The sequence below is a fragment of the Psychroserpens mesophilus genome (assembly GCF_050617655.1).
Taxonomy (GTDB): domain Bacteria; phylum Bacteroidota; class Bacteroidia; order Flavobacteriales; family Flavobacteriaceae; genus Psychroserpens; species Psychroserpens mesophilus_A.
Window position 1 is genome coordinate 423,270 of sequence record NZ_JBODQC010000003.1, and the last position, 19,456, is coordinate 442,725.

The following is a 19,456-nucleotide window of genomic DNA, read 5'->3' on the forward strand; positions in this document are numbered from 1 at the left end:
GTTATAGTTGCGACGCAAATATAAGTTTTTAATGGTTCTTTAACGTATGGTGTTTTGATTAAAAATTAATCTTAAAATTTATACATTCAGAGTTTTTGGATAATGTGAAAAATATTCAACATATAAATATATATGTACAACACATTTCATAATATTTTTTCTTTATTTTGCGATTAATCTTACAATATTTTTTTAACACCTCTAAACTTAAATTTAATTATGAAACAAAAGATTACTCTATTATTTTTTATTATTAGTTCAGCAGTTTACTCCCAATGTTGGGAACAGGTCAGTGCTGGAACAATTCACACGTTAGGGTTAATGACCGATGGTAGCCTTTGGGCTTGGGGATACAACCTTGAAGGTCAATTGGGTATTGGTAACAACTCAAATCAGAATTCACCTGTAAGAGTAGGTACAGACAACGATTGGATTAGTATTTCTGCTGGTAGCAGCTTTTCATTAGGATTGAAATCTGACGGTACCCTTTGGGCTTGGGGCTACAATGTATATGGACAGTTAGGAGATGGTACATTGGACTCAAGTAACGTACCTATACAAGTAGGTGCAGATACCGATTGGCAACTTATTTCCGCAGGTGGCAGTTCTGGTTATGCTATTAAAACAAATGGTACATTATGGGTTTGGGGACAAAATAGTAAAGGTCAGTTGGGACTCGGAAATCTTACTAATCGTCTTATACCTGTACAGGTAGGTACAGATACCGATTGGCAAAATATTTCGGGTGGTAGAAGCCATGTCTTAGCCACAAAAACAAATGGTACGCTGTGGTCGTGTGGTTATAATATGTTTGGGCAATTAGGCTTAAACTCAACCAGTGATAGAGCTACCTTTCAACAAATAGGTGCAGATACAGACTGGAACCTGATTTCAGCTGGTGGAGACCATTCCGTAGCAACGAAAACCAATGGTATTGTTTATTCTTGGGGTCTAAATAACTATGGACAATTGGGAGATGGTACAACGACACAAAAGTTAGTGCCGACAGTCATCTTAGATGATGCAGTCGCAGTATCTGCAGGATTTTCACATTCAGGTGTCATACTGAGCACTATGGTGTATTACTCTTGGGGTCAAAATAACTATGGGCAACTGGGTAATGGTACTACTACTGGTAGTAGCAATCCGCTAGCGTCAAGTGCCTTAAATGACCGTATAGAGATAGAGAATGGTAACCGTTTTTCATTGGTGAAAAATGTGGACGGTTTCTTATATGCAACTGGTCGTAATCATTACGGACAGTTGGGTGATGGTACGAATGTAAATAGAAGTACGTGGACACCTATTAGTTGTGAAAGCTTATCAACCTCTGAAGTAGCATTGAATACAACTTTCAAATTGTATCCCAATCCTGTGCGCAGTGAATTAACCGTAGTAGTAGAGACAGCTTTAAAATCTGTAGTTATTTATAATAATTTAGGGCAAGAAGTTTTGTCTAGAAGAGCGCATACTAATAAAGAGCGTATTAATGTATCGCAGTTATCAGCAGGAGTTTATTATTTAAAAGTATTTTCTGATGATGGTGTGCAAACCCAGCATTTTATTAAGGAATAAGTAGAAATTTTAATGCTTATATAAAAAAGTTCAACTGTATGAGTTGGACCTTTTTTTGTCAATGAAAGTAGTGTTTTAATGAAACTTTCAAATGCTGCTACATTATTACCTTACATCAAATATTTGCGTATCAATTAAATGTTTAATGTATTATATTGTAACTCTCCTTTATTTAAAAGTTGAAGGTTTAAGGTTAATTTAAATATATCAAAACAGTAATATATTCCATTTACTAAATCGTTATAGTTGCGACGCAAATATATGTAATATATGTTTTGTTAAATAGCTGTAGCAAGAGGGGTAAAAGATTTTAGCCTTATCTGATAATAAAGTTTTCGATACTTGTAGCCAGCATGACATTCTCAAGATTAGATACGTCAAGTCCATCTACATTATCAGCAGGAACAACAACAACTCTGAATACTTGGTCTTGTGTCCATTCAGGTCCAAGAGCACTTAAATCTGTAGTGCCTTCTAAAAAGAAACTCACATCATTTTGAGTAAAATCATAATTGTAAATTAATGTTCCATCTTCAAACTCTACAGTTTGTGGCAATAAACGCCAGATGTCTTGACCATTCACAGTGTCCCATAAAATGTAAACTAAAGTCACATCAGAAGGGAAGACGTCAAAACCATAGGCTTCAATAAAAGAATAATCATTAGACTCATTAAAATCGATTTCAATTTCAAAAGCCGAAGAGACTAATAAACCACCTGCAGGACCTTGAAGACCTTGTGGTCCAGGATCACCTTCACAAGACATTATAAAAAAAGCAGCAAACGCTAAAACTAAGTAAGATATATGTTTCATAAGAATTAAGATTTGTATTTACATATCAAATCGCGTACCAAAATTACGCTTTTATAAGACAATTTTCAGAATATGTTCTGACATCATGTCATATTTCTTGCAATGGCATAATGATTGTCATAATCAAACCGTAATTAAAATGAACACAATGTTTCCGTGATAATCGGGAATCTATAAAACAAATATAACATTATGAGTAAAATTATTGGAATCGATTTAGGAACAACAAACTCTTGCGTTTCTGTAATGGAAGGTAACGAACCTGTTGTTATCCCAAACGCTGAAGGTAAAAGAACAACGCCTTCGGTAATCGCCTTTGTTGAAGGTGGAGAAATTAAAGTTGGTGATCCAGCTAAAAGACAAGCAGTAACTAACCCAACAAAAACGGTATATTCAATTAAGCGTTTTATGGGTAACAAATATTCTGAATCTAAAAAAGAAGCAGAGCGTGTACCATATAAAGTGGTTAAAGGTGACAACGATACACCTAGAGTAGATATTGATGGTCGTTTATATACACCACAGGAATTATCGGCAATGATTCTTCAGAAAATGAAGAAAACTGCTGAAGATTATTTAGGTCAGGATGTAACTCGAGCAGTAATTACGGTACCAGCATACTTTAATGATTCTCAACGTCAGGCAACTAAAGAAGCAGGAGAAATTGCTGGATTAAAAGTTGAGCGAATCATCAATGAGCCTACTGCAGCAGCTTTGGCTTATGGAATGGATAAAAAAGGAAAAGATCAGAAAATTGTTGTTTTCGATTTTGGAGGTGGAACACATGACGTGTCTATTCTAGAATTAGGAGATGGTGTATTTGAGGTATTATCTACAGATGGTGATACCCATTTAGGGGGTGATGATGTAGATGAGAAAATTATCAATTGGTTAGCAGATGAATTCAATGCTGAAGAAAGTATTGATTTACGTAAAGATCCTATGGCGTTACAACGTCTAAAGGAAGCTGCTGAAAAAGCTAAGATTGAATTATCATCTTCTGCACAAACAGAAATCAATCTACCATATGTCACTGCAACAGCGTCAGGACCAAAGCACTTGGTACGTACATTAACACGTTCTAAATTTGAACAGTTAATAGACGATTTAGTAAAACGTACCATTGAGCCATGTTCTTCAGCTTTAAAAGCAGCAGGATTATCAAAAAGTGATATTGACGAAGTAATTTTGGTTGGTGGATCTACGCGTATTCCGGCAGTACAGGAAGCTGTAGAGAAGTTCTTCGGAAAAGCTCCGAGTAAAGGGGTTAATCCAGATGAGGTTGTATCTCTTGGTGCAGGTATCCAAGGTGGTGTCCTAACAGGTGACGTAAAAGACGTTCTTTTATTAGATGTTACTCCGTTATCTCTTGGTATCGAAACGATGGGTAATGTGATGACAAAGTTGATTGAAGCAAATACAACGATTCCGACTAAGAAATCACAAGTATTTTCAACTGCAGCAGATAACCAGCCATCGGTAGAAATCCATGTATTACAAGGAGAGCGTCCAATGGCAGCAGATAACAAAACAATTGGTCGTTTCCACTTAGACGGAATTCCACCAGCAAAACGAGGAACACCTCAAATTGAAGTCACCTTTGATATTGATGCCAATGGTATCATTAAAGTCTCTGCAGAAGATAAAGCTACTGGTAAAAAACAAGATATCAGAATTGAAGCATCTTCAGGGTTAACGGAAGAGGAGATCAAAAAAATGAAGCAGGATGCTGAGGCTAATGCAGAAGCAGACGCTAAAGCAAAAGAAACTGCTGATAAATTGAATCAGGCGGATGCTATGATTTTCCAGACTGAAAGTCAGCTTAAAGAATTTGGTGATAAATTATCTGATGATAAGAAAAAGCCAATCGAAGAAGCGCTTGAAGAATTGAAAAAAGCTTACGAAACTAAAGATGTAGCTGTTATTGAGCCAGCTTTGGAAAAAATAAACGAAGCTTGGAAAGTGGCTTCAGAAGAAATGTACAAAGCACAAGCCGAAGCACAAGGAGCACCTGAAGGTGGACCAACAGATGCTGGAGCAGGAGCTAAAGGACAAGCTGCCGATGAAAGCAGTGACGTAGAAGACGTAGACTTCGAAGAGGTGAAATAAGAATATATTGATAGTGTCACCTTGAGCGCAGTCGAAAGGTCTTATCTAACAAATATAATTATTTAACATTCAAAAAAACGCAACCAGTAATGGTTGCGTTTTTTTATTCATAGTGACTCTGTCAAACATTGCCTGTTATTTAATGTCTTTAAAATTCATCAGGCTGGCTTCTTGAGACGAATGCTCATCAATAGCGTTAATATTAATAGGGATTGAAGCAGTAAGTCTTTAGCAATCAGCTTATATTTAAGTAATATTAATCTTAAAAACTCATATATTATGAATAGCGATCAATTAGAAGGTAAGTGGAAACAAATCAAAGGAGATTTCAAAAAGAAATATGGAAAAATCACCGATGATGAGTACGCAGAAGCCGAAGGAAACATAGATAAACTTGCAGGTAAAATGCAAGAAAAATATGGAAAAAGTAAAGAAGAAGTAAAAGAAGAAATCAATAACTGGTAAAATCAGTTAAAGATTAGAAAAGCGTTTCAAAATACAATGATTTTGAAACGCTTTTTTTATGAAATCAACTTTAAATTCATTTAAAACAGTAATTTGCACACTCAACATACTGGAGTTCATGTTATGACATTTTCAACGACGATTAAAACCACTTATAAACCAAAGCGCTTAGCGGTAAAGCTTACTGCCAAAGGAGAAAACTATGTTCAAGATGGTCATCCATGGGTATTTTCAGAGAGTATTGTAAAAATTAATGACCATGCCAGAACAGGAGATCTGGCAATTATCTTTGGGAAACGTGCCAACAAAATGATTGGAATAGGTTTGTATGATGCAACATCACCAATTCGTATCAAAATGATATATAATGCTACCGCTTCAGTAACTATTGATGCAGCTTTTTTTTTGAAGAAGATTCAGAAGGCATACAAAAAACGATTACCACTTTTAAAAACCAAGACCAATAGCTACCGACTGTTATTTGGTGAGAATGACGGATTCCCTTCATTAATAGCAGATGTGTACACCAAAGTTCTGGTGGTTAAACTTTATTCAGAGATATGGCTGCCCTTCTTACAAAGTATTTTAGAGAGTTTGGTTGAAGTTTCTGGATGTAAAACGGTGGTCATTCGGTTAAGTCGGAGTTTGCAAAACTCTAAATCACACCAACTTCATGATGGCGATGTGGTTTATGGCGAATTAAAGAATGACGTTGTTCAGTTTATAGAGCATGGCGTTCAGTTTTCGGCAAATGTGATTAAAGGTCATAAAACAGGTTACTTTTTAGACCACAGGGAGAACCGACGACAAGTGGGACTCCTTAGTAAAAATAAAACGGTGTTGGATGTGTTCTCTTATGCTGGCGGATTTTCAGTGCATGCCTTAGCCAATGGCGCAAAAGAGGTTACAAGTGTAGATGTTAGTGAACAAGCCTTAGAAATTGCGCTTCAAAACGGAAAACTTAATGCGTATTCTGGAACGCATAAGACCTTAGCTGGAGATGCCTTTCAGTTATTAGAAGAGCTCGCTTCGGCAAAGCAACGATTTGATGTTGTGGTCATTGATCCGCCTAGTTTTGCCAAGCAACAATCTGAAGTCAACTTAGCAAAAAAAAAGTATGCACAACTGGCACAATTAGGAATCCAACTCACTGCTAAAGGTGGCATGCTGGTATTAGCATCCTGTTCGTCAAGAGTTACGGCAACAGCATTTTATGACATTAATGCACAAACCTTACAAGCGACTAAACGACCATTTACAATTGCGCAAAAAACCGAACACGATATCGACCATCCCATAGGGTTCCCAGAAGGTGCATATTTAAAATGTGGGTATTACCGATTTCTGGATTAATTAATCAACACTAAAGTCAACAAGCTTACTTGAAATTCTGACCCAGTCGTAAAACAACGATTTTAAGAAATAATGAGCTAAAGGTATTGTTTTAGAAACTAATCGAGGATTGAAATCATAGTAAAAATGAATAAATAATAAATTTCAAATAAATATTTACTCAATCAGACTTGAATTTTTTGGCTTGGTTTATCCTGAGCATTACTGAGATGAAAATATATTTTCATTGAAAGGACCTTGTTTAACAAGTCGAAGGGTTTTTGGTCCATCAAAAATGAATAAGAATTTTCTTATTTTTAAATAAAGTAATAGCCAAACCAAACCTTAACAACATTTTAAAGAGCCTTGTAACCTAAATCTCGTATCTTTAAAGAAAACAAATCAAAACTAACAAAACTATAATATAACTATGACTGTAAATGCATACGCAGCCAAAGAAGCGGGCGCAACACTAGAAACGTTTCAATATGATTTACCAGAATTAGGTAAAGAACAGGTCGATATCAAAGTCGGTTATTGCGGACTCTGTCACAGCGATTTAAGCATGATTAATAACGATTGGGGAAATAGCACCTTTCCACTGGTGCCAGGTCATGAAATTGTAGGTGAAGTGATTGGCTTAGGCTCTGAAGTTAAAGGCTTAAAAGTGGGTGATAAAGTCGGTATGGGATGGTATTCGGCATCGTGTTTACATTGTAACCAGTGTATGGATGGCAAACAACACCTTTGTGCTACGGCAGAAGGCACCATTGTTGGGCGACATGGTGGTTTTGCAGACCACGTGCGCGGCCATTGGTCTTGGGTAACCAAACTCCCAGAAGGTATTGATATGGCAAAAGCAGGTCCTTTATTTTGTGGCGGAATTACAGTCTTTAACCCTATAGTACTGTCTGGTGTTCAGCCAACCGATAAAGTAGGTGTTATAGGTATAGGAGGTTTAGGGCACATGGCATTAAAGTTTTTAGAAGCTTGGGGTTGCGAAGTGACCGCCTTTACATCTAATACTTCAAAAACAGAAGCCTTAAAAGCTATGGGAGCACATAAGGTAGTTGATTCTACTAATGCTTCTGAACTGGAAGCTATTGCAGGCAGCTTAGATTTCATTTTAAACACTACCAATGTTAAACTAGATTGGAACGCTTATCTCACAACTCTAGCACCACAAGGAAAACTACATACCGTTGGTGCGGTATTAGAACCTATGGAGATACCAGCTTTTAGTATGATTGCAGGAGAAAAATCGGTAGGCGGAAGCCCGTTAGGGAGTATTGCTTTAACCCGTAAGATGCTGGAGTTTTGTGTACGTCATGAGATTTATCCAACGGTTGAAGAGTTTGATATGGCCAATGTTAACGGTGCCATAGCGCATTTACACGATGGTAAGGCCCGATTTAGAGTGGTATTAAAAGCCTAAACGTTAGAGATGCATTACGCTATATAAAAAGAGCAGCTTATTGGGTTGCTCTTTTTGTTTGAGTATCTTCGCTATTGTAAAACAATTCCCGTTAGCGATGCCAAAACCTAAAGGTCAAAAAAATGGAAAGAATAAAGCTAAGCACTCTAAGCTTATGGCTCAAAAGAAGAATAAGCTTAAACGTGAAGCTGCCAGCAGAAAGGAGCGTTTGAGAGCCATTATTAAAAAGGCAAAAGAAGAGTGATTTCTACTGTTAAAAACTAATATAATGAAGATTCCTGTATTATATTTCAATAACTTGTACTTTCAATAAAATTATAAACATATATGAAGAAAATTACTCTCTTACTTGCGCTATTAACTTTAGGAGTAGTGCAAGCTCAAACATTCCCAAGTCCATACTGTGTTGTTGACCCAACAGATACGATTATAGAAGAAATCACCACGGTTACTTTTGCAGGTACAACCATTACAAATTCCGACCTATCATCTATTTCAGTAGATGAAACAGCAACTGTTGTAACTGTTAATCAAGAAGAAACTTATACTCTTGAAGTTGCTGGAAACACATATGATACAGGTGGAGCTGCTTTTGATAATGATATTGTTGCATTTATAGATTGGAATCAGAACGACATATTAGACGATGATGGTGAAGTTTATGAAATAGGAACTATTACGGGTTCTACAGGCAGCGATGGTACTTTTGTAAGTATGGATATTACTGTTCCAACTGATGCAGTTCTGGGAACGACTCGAATTAGAATAACCAAAACCTATCAAGATCCTGATTCTCCTGCGGAAATAGATCCATGTGGGATTTTGTTTAATCCATTTGGTTTCGGTCCTTTTGGTGGTTACGGACAAGCTTTAGATTTTACTTTAGAAGTTGAAGAAGCATTCGTTTTTCCAAGCCCATACTGTGTTGTCGACCCAACAGATACAATTATAGAAGAAATCACAACGGTTACTTTTGCAGGTACAACCATTACAAATACCGACCTATCAACTATTTCAGTAGATGAAACAGCAACGGTTGTAACTGTTAATCAAGAAGAAACTTATACTCTTGAAGTTGCTGGAAACACATATGATACAGGTGGAGCTGCTTTTGATAATGATATTGTTGCATTTATAGATTGGAATCAGAACGACATATTAGACGATGATGGTGAAGTTTATGAAATAGGAACTATTACGGGTTCTACAGGCAGCGATGGTACTTTTGTAAGTATGGATATTACTGTTCCAACTGATGCAGTTCTGGGAACGACTCGAATTAGAATAACCAAAACCTATCAAGATCCTGATTCTCCTGCGGAAATAGATCCATGTGGGATTTTGTTTAATCCATTTGGTTTCGGTCCTTTTGGTGGGTACGGACAAGCTTTAGATTTTACTTTAGAAATCGATGCACCATTAAGTCTAGCTCAGTTTGAGCTTAATGCGTTATCTGTATATCCTGTACCTACAAAAGATATCTTAAATATAAATTACAAATCTGCGCTAAATGGTGTAAAGATCTATAACCTTGTTGGGCAAGAAGTCTTTGCTAAACAAACCGATTCAGAAAACATACAATTAGACCTTTCGTCACTTACAACAGGAACTTACCTTGTAAAATTAGTTTCACGTGAGGCCATGCATACTTTTAAAATTATAAAACAGTAACAGTTGTTTTATAAGGCATTAGAATGAGTTAATAAAACTGAGTCATGGGATATCATTGCTCAGTTTTTTGTTTGTTATTGTACTGCTATTTTAAAGATAACTTCGTTATTCAAAAAGCTGTTTACCTTTTTTTTCCTTTAGATTTTACTTCTTTAATCTTTACATAAATTAGTTTTAAGCGTCCTTTAGAGTCTTCGCGACTTTCTACTTCAAATGCAGGAATAGATTTAATCAAAGGAGTTAATTTTTGAAAGCCATAATTTCTAGAATCAAAATTAGGTTGTTTCTTTTGTAGTAAACTTCCAACATCACCTAAAAATGCCCAGCCATCATCATCAGCAACATCATCTATGGTAGAGGCTATAAACCGAATATCTTTTGGTGTTATTTTGTCGTAATTGTTTTTAGTGTTTCTTGTTGTTTCTGCAGATTCTAATTCGTTTTCAGAGGCTTGTTGCTTCAAGATTTCAATATAAATAAACTTATCGCAAGCCACAATAAAAGGGTTGGGAGTTTTCTTTTCGCCCATACCATAGACTTTCATTCCTGCTTCACGTAACCGCGTTGCCAGACGTGTAAAATCACTATCACTAGAAACTAAGCAAAACCCATCTACTTTCTCTGAGTATAAAATATCCATAGCATCAATAATCATGGCAGAGTCTGTTGCATTTTTACCAGTGGTATAGCCGTATTGCTGTATAGGTGTTATGGCATTTTCTAACAGCACGTTTTTCCATTTGGCTAAATGAGGTTTGGTCCAGTCGCCATAAATACGTTTTATAGTTGGATTGCCGTATTTGGCAATTTCTTCCATCATTTCTTTAACGTACGAAGAAGGGATGTTATCGCCATCTATAAGTACTGCTAGTTTTAAATCCATTTGTTTTAGTTGGTTGTTGGTTAATGTTTGTGTAAACTTTAAAAAGATTGCTTCACTACACTTACAATGCCATTACTTGCTCGTACTAACAGTATTATTTTCGGCTTGCTTTTTTAGCTAGTTTAGCAGCTTTTTTCTCTTTAGCTGTTAAATGTAGTAAAAAAAGGGCTCACAAATAAATAGGTATCAACTAAACCCAATACCACTAATCCACTTGAAATTCCCACACAGTCCGAAACACATGACCTCCGATTATTTAGCGTAAAACATGCAGTGAAGTCAAGAGTGAAGCAAAAAAGAATGCAATTAACTACAAATTAAATCCAAATCATCAAACCACTTGAAATTCCGATCCAGTCGGAACCAACGATTTTCAGAAATAATGAGCAATAAACAAAGTAAACAATTAGAATCAAGGATTAAAAGATAAGTAATCTAAAGAACTGGTTCCATAAATGCATCAGCGAATGGCGCTTTAGCGATTTCCTAATAAATCGTTTTGACTTTTTTGGTTCGTTTTTTTGTCAAGAAACTGCGCAGCACATCATGAGTTCAACTATAAAATAGAAATAGACGAATAAAAAATGAACATATAAAAAAATAAAAATTCCCCTCAGCACAAAACCAAGGAGGTATTTCCAAAAGTTCCTCTAACCACCAATGCATTTGAAATTCCGACCCAGTCGGAACACACGACCTCCGATTATTTAGCGTAAAACATGCAGTGAAGCGTAGGGCTAAACAAAAATCGATGGTAATAACCATAAGCTATGAACTCTATAATTAATTGGGAAGTTTTAAATATCAAATAAACCAAAGCCCATCATTTTTGTGCCGAAGCAAGCAATATGTTTAGCTAAATCATCGGCAGTCTTGATTTTTTGGTTCATTTTTTTATCAAGAAACTGCGCAGCACATCATGAGTTCAACTATAAAATAGAAATAGACGAATAAAAAAAGAACATATAAAAAGCATAAAACAAAAACTCCTCCTCAGTATAACACCAAGGAGAAATTTCCTAAAGTTCCTCTAACCACCAATCCACTTGAAATTCCGACCTAGTCGGAAACCACTGTAAGCAGAAATAACGAGCTGTATATTAATGTTAGTACATAAAAACAAGGATTGAAGAAAGATGAATATTGAAAACTACTACAAGATGTACTAAAGCGAGAGGCACGCAGTGATTTCCTTTTACAGTAAAGGACTTTTTGGTTCGTTTTTGGTCCATCAAAAAAGAACATATAAAAATAAATACTGTTTAAGCGCAGCGAGTTCATTTCTTTTAGACTTCAAAAGCGTAATTGACCGCCGAAGATGCAAAGGCTAGACTTTTTTGGTTCTTTTTTTGGCAATGAAAAAAAGAACATATAGAATAAAACATAAAAATTCCCCTCAGTATAACACCAAGGAGAAATTTCCTAAAGTTCCTCTAACCACCAATCCACTTGAAATTCCGACCTAGTCGGAAACCACTGTAAGCAGAAATAACGAGCTGTATATTAATGTTAGTACATAAAAACAAGGATTGAAGAAAGATGAATATTGAAAACTACTACAAGATGTACTAAAGCGAGAGGCACGCAGTGATTTCCTTTTACAGTAAAGGACTTTTTGGTTCGTTTTTGGTCCATCAAAAAAGAACATATAAAAATAAATACTGTTTAAGCGCAGCGAGTTCATTTCTTTTAGACTTCAAAAGCGTAATTGACCGCCGAAGATACAAAGACTAGACTTTTTTGGTTCTTTTTTTGGCAATGAAAAAAAGAACATATAGAATAAAACATAAAAATTCCCCTCAATATAACACTAAGGAGGAACTCTCTCCATTCATCTAAACATCAAAACATCTAAACTCACGATTAAAAAACTCAAACTACGAATACACTTGAAATTCCGACCCAGTCGGAAACACATCTCTAGTATCTGTCAAACCAATGTCAATAAGATGTAAAAATTATTAAAAAAAGAATCCTTACATTTATACAGCACAGTGAATTGCTAAATGCCAAATCAAAACATATTAATAAAAGACATTCAAAAGCTTATCCAAGCCATCCTCAAAGCATTGGGTTATAACACCACTAAAAAACGCACCTGGCATTTACACGTTGTGCCTTATAAAAATGTTTGGGCAGTACGTCGAGAAGGTAATCAACGCATTACCTCAAAACACCGTAAGCAAAGCACAGCCATTCGTAAAGCCAAAACTTTAGCCAAACGTTACAAGGCTGATGTCATTATTCATCGGGAAAGTGGTGTTATAAGAGAACGCATAAGTTATAGTGAAGATTAACATGGTATTTTTATAAAAAGCTCTTGTGAAATCAAGGGCTTTTTCTATCTTTAAAGTCTCCCTATATAATTGATTAAACAGTTGACACGATTTAAAAAAATAATGATCTAAATAATTGCTCACCATCAGTTGTTTAGCTTAATGACATGTCAATTTTTAGACAACAATTAGTAAACTAAATCATATTAATGCCAAAAAACCAATCAAAAGCCGACATCAATTTCGAGCAAGAACTCTGGAAAGCCGCCAACGAACTGCGCGGAGCCGTTGCCGAAAACCAATATAAAGATTATATACTGCCGCTAATATTTTTAAAACACGTATCAGAACGTTACGAACTGAGACGTGATGCCTTAAAGAATTTATTGCAAGATGAATCTTCAGACTACTACACCCAAGACATCGAAGAACAAAACTATGTCTTAGAAGACCCAGACGAATACCTCTCTAAAAACACCTACATCATCCCAAAGGAAGCCACTTGGCAATTCTTACAGGATAATGCAGAACAGGACAATATAAAAGTATTAGTAGATGATGCCTTTGATATCTTAGATCAAACTCTGGCAACGTATAGACCAGACCTTAAAGGCATCCTGCCACGTATCTTTGTCAAAAGTCAATTGACCGCCAAACAAGTGGCAGGTTTAATCAACCTCTTAGCCAATCCTAAACTATCCGAAAAAGAAAACCCAGATAGCGATATCTTAGGGCGTGTGTACGAATATTATATTGGTAAGTTCGCTATTGCCGAAGGTTCTGGTGCTGGGCAATTCTTTACACCTGGCAGTATTGTACGGTTGTTGGTGGAAATGATTGAGCCTTACGAAGGTAAAATCTTCGATAACGCTTGTGGCTCTGGTGGTATGTTTGTGCAATCACTTAAATTCTTACAGGCGCATGGTGGCGATAAAAAGAACATTTCCATTTACGGACAAGAACGTTACGACGGGACACTGCGACTTTGTAAAATGAACCTCGCCCTAAGAGACCTGTCTTTCGATGTACGTCTAGGTGATTCCCTCTTACAAGATAAGTTTCCAGACCTTAAGGCCGACTTCATAATAGTCAACCCACCCTTCAACGTCAGCCAATGGCACCCAGAGGATTTACCAGAAAACGACCCTCGCTTATTTGGGCCTAAAGAAGAGTTTACCACAGACGGTAGTGCCAACTACATGTGGATGCAAACCTTTTGGAGCCATTTGAGTAATAAAGGCACAGCCGCAGTAGTGATGGCAAACGGCGCCATGACCTCAAACAACAAAGGCGAAAAAAACGTACGTCAACACATGGTAGATAACAGTATGGTCGATTGCATTGTGCGCCTGCCAGACAAACTCTTTTTAACCACAGGGATTCCAGCCTGTATTTTTATACTCAGTAAAAACCGCGATGGTAAAGACGGCATCCATAGAGAACGAACAAACGAAATCCTGTTTATAGACACTTCTAAAATGGGGACTATGGAAAGCCGAAAGCTACGGGTCTTTACCGATGAAGACATCCAAAAAGTCACCGACACCTACCACGCTTGGCGAAATGTTAACTCTGATGTCACCCTGAGCGCAGTCGAAGGGTCTCAAACTTACAAAAACCAAGACGGCTTCTCATACAGCGCCACAATACAAGAAGTCGCCAAACAAGACTACAAACTAACCCCAGGCATCTACGTAGGCACCGAAGCCATAGAAGACGACGGCATCCCCTTTGAAGACAAAATGGAAACCCTAAAAGCACAATTGCAAGAGCAGTTTGCTAAAGGCAATGTATTACAACAACAGATTTTAGAGAATTTTGAAAAACTCAATGCCTAATGCCCAATAACTGGAAAACATATAAACTTGAAGAAATATCGACTGATGTTTCATACGGATATACAGAAAGTGCTTCTTGGGATGAAATAGGTCCAAAATTCTTGAGAATAACAGATATTCAAAATGATTTTATTGATTGGAACACCGTTCCTTATTGTAAAATATCTGAAAAGGATTTACAAAAAAATAAGTTAGTAACAGGTGATATTGTTATAGCAAGAACAGGTAATTCAACAGGTGCAACAATTTGTATTAAAGATAGCATAAATGCTGTTTTTGCATCCTATCTCATAAGATTTCGATTAAATAAGCAAATAGCCAATCCTTTCTTTATTGATTATATTTTACGTTCCGTTAATTGGAAAAATTATGTAGACGCAATAAAAGGTGGTTCCGCACAACCAGGTGCTAATGCTAAACAATTTGGAGCTTTTGAACTCAAATTACCACCCCTCCCAGAACAAAAATCCATAGCCAACATCCTCTCAGCCATAGACGACAAAATAGAAAACAACCTAGCCATCAACAAAACCTTAGAAGACATGGCAATGGCACTCTACAAACATTGGTTTGTTGATTTCGGACCCTTTCAAGAGGGTGCCTTTGTAGAGAGTGAACTTGGCTTAATCCCTGAGGGTTGGGAGGTGAAAAAGGTTAATGAAGTTTTCAACATTACTATTGGTAGAACACCGCCAAGAAAGGAACCGCAATGGTTTTCAAGTGTTAATGGAATTAAATGGATTTCAATAAAGGATTTAGGTAATTCAGGTTCATATATTTTTGAAACAAGTGAATATCTAACCGAAGAAGCAGTTAAAAAATTTAGAGTCCCTATTATAGATACTGATACTGTAATTTTAAGTTTTAAGTTAACTGTTGGAAGAGTGGCTATTGCAACGGAAAAGATGCTTTCAAATGAGGCTATAGCTCATTTTAATGAAAAACAAAAAGGTTACTTGGGCACCGAAATGCTTTATTTGTATCTAAAACATTTTGACTATAATTCTTTAGGGAGTACTTCTTCTATAGCAACAGCGGTAAATTCTCAAACAATAAAGAGTATAAATTGCTTAATTCCAGCAAAAGATGTTAAAAAAGAATTTGAGATTCATGTTAAACCTTATTTTGAAAAAATTAAGAATACTCAAATAGAAAATCAAAAGCTAACCCAATTACGCGATACCTTGTTACCAAAACTAATCAGCGGAGAAGTACGGTTAAAGGAATTTCAAAAAGAAGTAGAACAAGTAATTTAATAGAATCAGATGCTGAAACAACCCTTCGACTGCGCTCAGGGTGACACCAATAATAAATTGATATGACCACAGAAGCTACTATAGAACAGGCAACAATAGACTGGTTAACCGATTTAGGCTATACCCAGCAATTGGGTACAGACTTAGCACAAAACCATAAAGAAGTCGTGCTAAAAGATCAGCTGTTGGCATTTATAGAACAGCAGTATCCGCATATTCCTAAAGAGATCCAACTCTTGGCTGTGGCTGAGTTTACCAATAATGTGGGTGCAGACTTAGAGCATCGCAACCGTACCTTTCATTTAAAATGTACCAAAGGCATTGAGTTTGCCTATGAGGATGCTCATGGCAATGAAAAAGCCGTGCATATCTATCCTATAGATTTTTCAAACCCTAACAACAATAGCTTTTTAGCGGTCAACCAATTTAGCATTACGGGTAAAAATAAACGGCGTCCAGATATTATCATTTACATCAACGGTTTGCCTTTGGTACTGTTTGAACTCAAAAACTGGTACGACGAAAACACCAACATTAAAGAAGCACACAATCAGATTGGTCATTATATAAAAGACATTCCGCTCTTGTTTGAGTACAACGCGCTAACCATTATCAGCGATGGCAACGAAGCGCAACATGGTATGTTTAGTTCGGGTATGGAATGGTTTTCGGCTTGGAAAAGCATTAACGGCACAGACACGGTTCAGGATAACGATTTCCAAATGCACACACTCTTGTTTGGCTTGTTTCCAAAAGAGCGCATACTCAACTACATTAAAAACTTCATCTTTCACGAAGACCATAATGGGTCTCTAATAAAGAAAGGAGCCAAATACCATCAGTTTTTTGGTGTCAACTTCGCGGTAGAAGCGGCTAAAAAATCGGTACGTCCGTTTGGTGACGGACGCATTGGTGTCATTTGGCACACCCAGGGCTCTGGTAAAAGCATTTCTATGGCAATCTACACTGGGATTTTGCGAAGTCTTCCAGAATTAAAGAATCCAACCATCGTCGTGCAAGTCGACCGCAGTGATTTAGATTTACAACTCTACGAAAACTTTGTCCTTGCCAAAGATTTGGTAGGTGAGGTACAACATGCCGAAAGCACAGACGATTTACGCACCTTGTTAAGTGCTGGTGCAGGTGGTGTAATTTTTACCACCATAGAAAAGTTTCGTTTAAAGCAAACTACAGACGACGCCCTTGGCGAATTAGAACATCCTGTCTTATCCGAACGTGAGAATATTATTGTCATGGCAGACGAAGCCCACCGCACCCAATATGGTTTGCTAGATGGGTTTGCCTCTAACTTGCGCAAAGCTTTACCTAAGGCGTCCTTTATTGGCTTTACGGGTACACCTGTAGATTCTAAAGATGCTGATACACAAGAGGTCTTTGGGTCGGTGATTCATACCTACGATATCAAACAAGCGGTTGATGATAATGCGACCGTCAATATTTTTTACGAACCACGCTTGGCAAAACTGCATTTATGGAATGAAAATATTGATGATGATGTCGATGAGGTTACCGAAGGTAATGAAGAGAGCGACAATTTAAAATGGGCTGCTATTGAAGATGCCGCAGGTAGTGAAGACCGTGTGAATAAAATAGCAAAAGACATTCTAACGCATTTTACCAACCGTACCAATACCTTAAAAGGAAAAGCCATGGTGGTGTGCATGAGCCGACGTAATTGCGTAAAAATGTATGATGCCTTAACGGCTTTAGACGATTGCCCTGAAGTAGCAGTAGTCATGACGGGAAACATCTCTAAAGACCCAATTGCTTGGAATGAGCACATCAGAACAAAAGAGGCGACCGAAGGTTTAAAAAAACGCTTTAGAAAAGAAGACGATCCCTTGCAAATTGTGATCGTTAGAGATATGTGGCTTACGGGTTTTGATGCGCCTTGTGTACATACCATGTATGTCGATAAGATTATGAAAGGGCACAACTTAATGCAAGCCATTACCAGAACCAATCGGGTGTTTAAAGATAAGAAAAATGGCGTTATTGTCGATTATATTGGTATTGGCGATAATTTAAAAACAGCCACCACTAAATACACAGGAAGCGGAGGTCATGGGCAACCCACCATCGATATTGAGCAAGCCTTAGAACTGTTTTTTAATCAGGTAGAGCTATGCAAAGCCATGCTTCCAGATACGGTCGATTATTCTGAATGGAAGCGCTTACGTGATGCCGATAAAGTCCTATTGGTCAAGAAAGGCTTAAATACCATAATCAAGTACGATGAAGATGCCGAAAACTTCATGAAAGCCGAAAAGACCTTATCGAGCTTATTATCCATAGTTAAAAGTCAGCCACAAATACAAGACCATGCGGTAGATGTATTGTATATCCAACATGTCTCTAAAGCCGTACGCAATGCCAAATCGGTAAAGTCGAGTAGGAGTGCCCAAAAGGAAAAGATCAAAGAGCTTATCAGTCAGAGTATCGATTCTGAAGATATCGTCGATGTATTTGCTATGGCAGGCATTGAAAAACCAGACATATCCATTTTAGATGAAACCTTCTTATTAGGCGCCAAGCAAGAAAAAGATGGTCATGCTTTAAAAATTGAATTGATTAAAAACATTTTAAAGAACGAGATCAAACTGCGACTGCATAAAAACATAAAAAAGTACACCTCGCTAAGAGAAGAACTCGAAAAAGTCATAGACCGTTACCACAGCAACGCCTTAGACAGTTATGCCACCATTGCCGAATTGGTAGAACGTGCCAAAGACTTGCAAAACGACGATAAGAGAACAGAAGAACTAGGCTTAAGTGAAGAGGAATTGGCGTTTTATGATATCCTGGCAGCCAAGCAAGACATTATCAAAGAAGAAGGACTAATCAAAGATATTGTACATGCCGTTGTAAAAGCCGTAAAAAACAATCTTCAACTCGATTGGACCAAAAAGGAAAATGCAAAAGCAGGCATTCGTTTAGCCGTTAAAAAAGAGCTACGGGGAAAAGTCTCTATCACAAAACTTAACGATATCCTAGCCGAAATCATGGAACAAGCCGAAGGACAATACAGTGATTGGAGCGCTTAGGTCAAAATTTATAAAATATAAAGGCATCAACACACTTGAAATTCCGACCCAGTCGGAACCAACGACCTCCGATTATTTAGCGTAAAACATGCAGTGAAGTCAAGAGTGAAGCAAAAAAGAATGCAATTAACTACAAATTAAATCCAAATCATCAAACCACTTGAAATTCCGACCCAGTCGGAACCAACGCCTCTGGCATCTGGCAGGCGAGTGTCAATAGCTTGCAGAAGGCGTTAAAAAAGAAATGCTGTTTGAGCGCAGCGAGTTCATTTCTTTCAGACTTCAAAAGCGTAATTGACCGCCGAAGATGTAAAGGCTAGACCTTTTTGGTTCTTTTTTTGGCAATGAAAAAAAGAACATATAAAAAAAATTCCTCTTAGCACAAAACCAATGAGGTATTTCCAAAAGTTCCTCTAACCACCAATGCACTTGAAATTCCGACCCAGTCGGAACACACGACCTCCGATTATTTAGCGTAAAACATGCAGTGAAGCGTAGGGCTAAACAAAAATCGATGGTAATAACCATAAGCTATGAACTCTATAATTAATTGGGAAGTTTTAAATATCAAATAAACCAAAGCCCATCATTTTTGTGCCGAAGCAAGCAATATGTTTAGCTAAATCATCGGCAGTCTTGATTTTTTGGTTCATTTTTTTATCAAGAAACTGCGCAGCACATCATGAGTTCAACTATAAAATAGAAATAGACGAATAAAAAAAGAACATATAAAAAGC

The 19,456-nt window shown here is 37.1% G+C and carries 13 protein-coding genes; 11 read left to right on the forward strand and 2 right to left on the reverse strand.

Annotated elements, in window-relative coordinates; genetic code table 11:
- Positions 1 to 219 precede the first annotated feature (219 nt).
- Positions 220 to 1,575 carry a T9SS type A sorting domain-containing protein gene (locus ACRHNM_RS08580; RefSeq protein ID WP_431135619.1) on the forward strand — a complete coding sequence of 452 codons (1,356 nt, stop codon included), beginning with the start codon at positions 220 to 222 and terminating at the stop codon, positions 1,573 to 1,575.
- A gap of 316 nt (positions 1,576 to 1,891) precedes the next feature.
- Here ACRHNM_RS08580 and ACRHNM_RS08585 read toward each other — a convergent pair whose 3' ends face one another.
- The gene (locus ACRHNM_RS08585) at positions 1,892 to 2,389 is read right to left on the reverse strand and encodes a hypothetical protein (RefSeq protein ID WP_431135621.1); all 498 of its coding nucleotides are present in this window, start codon (positions 2,387 to 2,389) and stop codon (positions 1,892 to 1,894) included.
- A 192-nt stretch (positions 2,390 to 2,581) separates the two neighbouring features.
- Between ACRHNM_RS08585 and dnaK the strand changes: the two genes are divergently transcribed.
- The 6 genes from dnaK (at position 2,582) to ACRHNM_RS08615 (ending at position 9,401) form a co-directional block, all read left to right on the forward strand.
- A complete protein-coding gene (dnaK, locus tag ACRHNM_RS08590; RefSeq protein WP_431135622.1) occupies positions 2,582 to 4,498 on the forward strand; it encodes a molecular chaperone DnaK in 1,917 nt (638 codons plus the stop codon).
- A gap of 279 nt (positions 4,499 to 4,777) precedes the next feature.
- A complete protein-coding gene (locus ACRHNM_RS08595) occupies positions 4,778 to 4,963 on the forward strand; it encodes a CsbD family protein (RefSeq protein WP_431135624.1) in 186 nt (61 codons plus the stop codon).
- A 93-nt stretch (positions 4,964 to 5,056) separates the two neighbouring features.
- Entirely contained in the window at positions 5,057 to 6,316 is a 1,260-nt protein-coding gene (locus ACRHNM_RS08600; RefSeq protein WP_431135626.1) for a class I SAM-dependent rRNA methyltransferase, read from the forward strand.
- Positions 6,317 to 6,725: 409 nt separating this feature from the next.
- On the forward strand, positions 6,726 to 7,730 hold the full coding sequence (ahr, locus tag ACRHNM_RS08605) for an NADPH-dependent aldehyde reductase Ahr (protein ID WP_431135628.1): 1,005 nt from the start codon (positions 6,726 to 6,728) through the stop codon (positions 7,728 to 7,730).
- 97 nt (positions 7,731 to 7,827) lie between these two features.
- Positions 7,828 to 7,974: a hypothetical protein gene (locus ACRHNM_RS08610; protein WP_431135630.1), complete on the forward strand. Its 147-nt coding sequence runs from the start codon at positions 7,828 to 7,830 to the stop codon at positions 7,972 to 7,974.
- Between the two features lie 83 nt (positions 7,975 to 8,057).
- Entirely contained in the window at positions 8,058 to 9,401 is a 1,344-nt protein-coding gene (locus ACRHNM_RS08615) for a T9SS type A sorting domain-containing protein (protein WP_431135632.1), read from the forward strand.
- 121 nt (positions 9,402 to 9,522) lie between these two features.
- On the opposite strand, the gene ACRHNM_RS08620 is transcribed toward ACRHNM_RS08615, so the two are convergent.
- Entirely contained in the window at positions 9,523 to 10,284 is a 762-nt protein-coding gene (locus tag ACRHNM_RS08620; protein ID WP_431135633.1) for an NYN domain-containing protein, read from the reverse strand.
- A gap of 2,006 nt (positions 10,285 to 12,290) precedes the next feature.
- Between ACRHNM_RS08620 and ACRHNM_RS08625 the strand changes: the two genes are divergently transcribed.
- From ACRHNM_RS08625 to ACRHNM_RS08640, 4 genes are all read left to right on the forward strand, one after another.
- Positions 12,291 to 12,581 (forward strand): DUF2188 domain-containing protein, encoded by a 291-nt coding sequence (locus ACRHNM_RS08625; RefSeq protein WP_431135635.1) that lies wholly within the window; start codon positions 12,291 to 12,293, stop codon positions 12,579 to 12,581.
- A gap of 188 nt (positions 12,582 to 12,769) precedes the next feature.
- A complete protein-coding gene (locus tag ACRHNM_RS08630; RefSeq protein WP_431135637.1) occupies positions 12,770 to 14,398 on the forward strand; it encodes an N-6 DNA methylase in 1,629 nt (542 codons plus the stop codon).
- Positions 14,398 to 15,654: a restriction endonuclease subunit S gene (locus tag ACRHNM_RS08635; protein ID WP_431135639.1), complete on the forward strand. Its 1,257-nt coding sequence runs from the start codon at positions 14,398 to 14,400 to the stop codon at positions 15,652 to 15,654. The genes ACRHNM_RS08630 and ACRHNM_RS08635 overlap by 1 nt, the downstream gene beginning before the upstream one ends.
- A gap of 62 nt (positions 15,655 to 15,716) precedes the next feature.
- Complete coding sequence (locus ACRHNM_RS08640) at positions 15,717 to 18,719, forward strand: type I restriction endonuclease subunit R (protein ID WP_431135641.1); 3,003 nt, start codon at positions 15,717 to 15,719, stop codon at positions 18,717 to 18,719.
- Positions 18,720 to 19,456 lie beyond the last annotated feature (737 nt).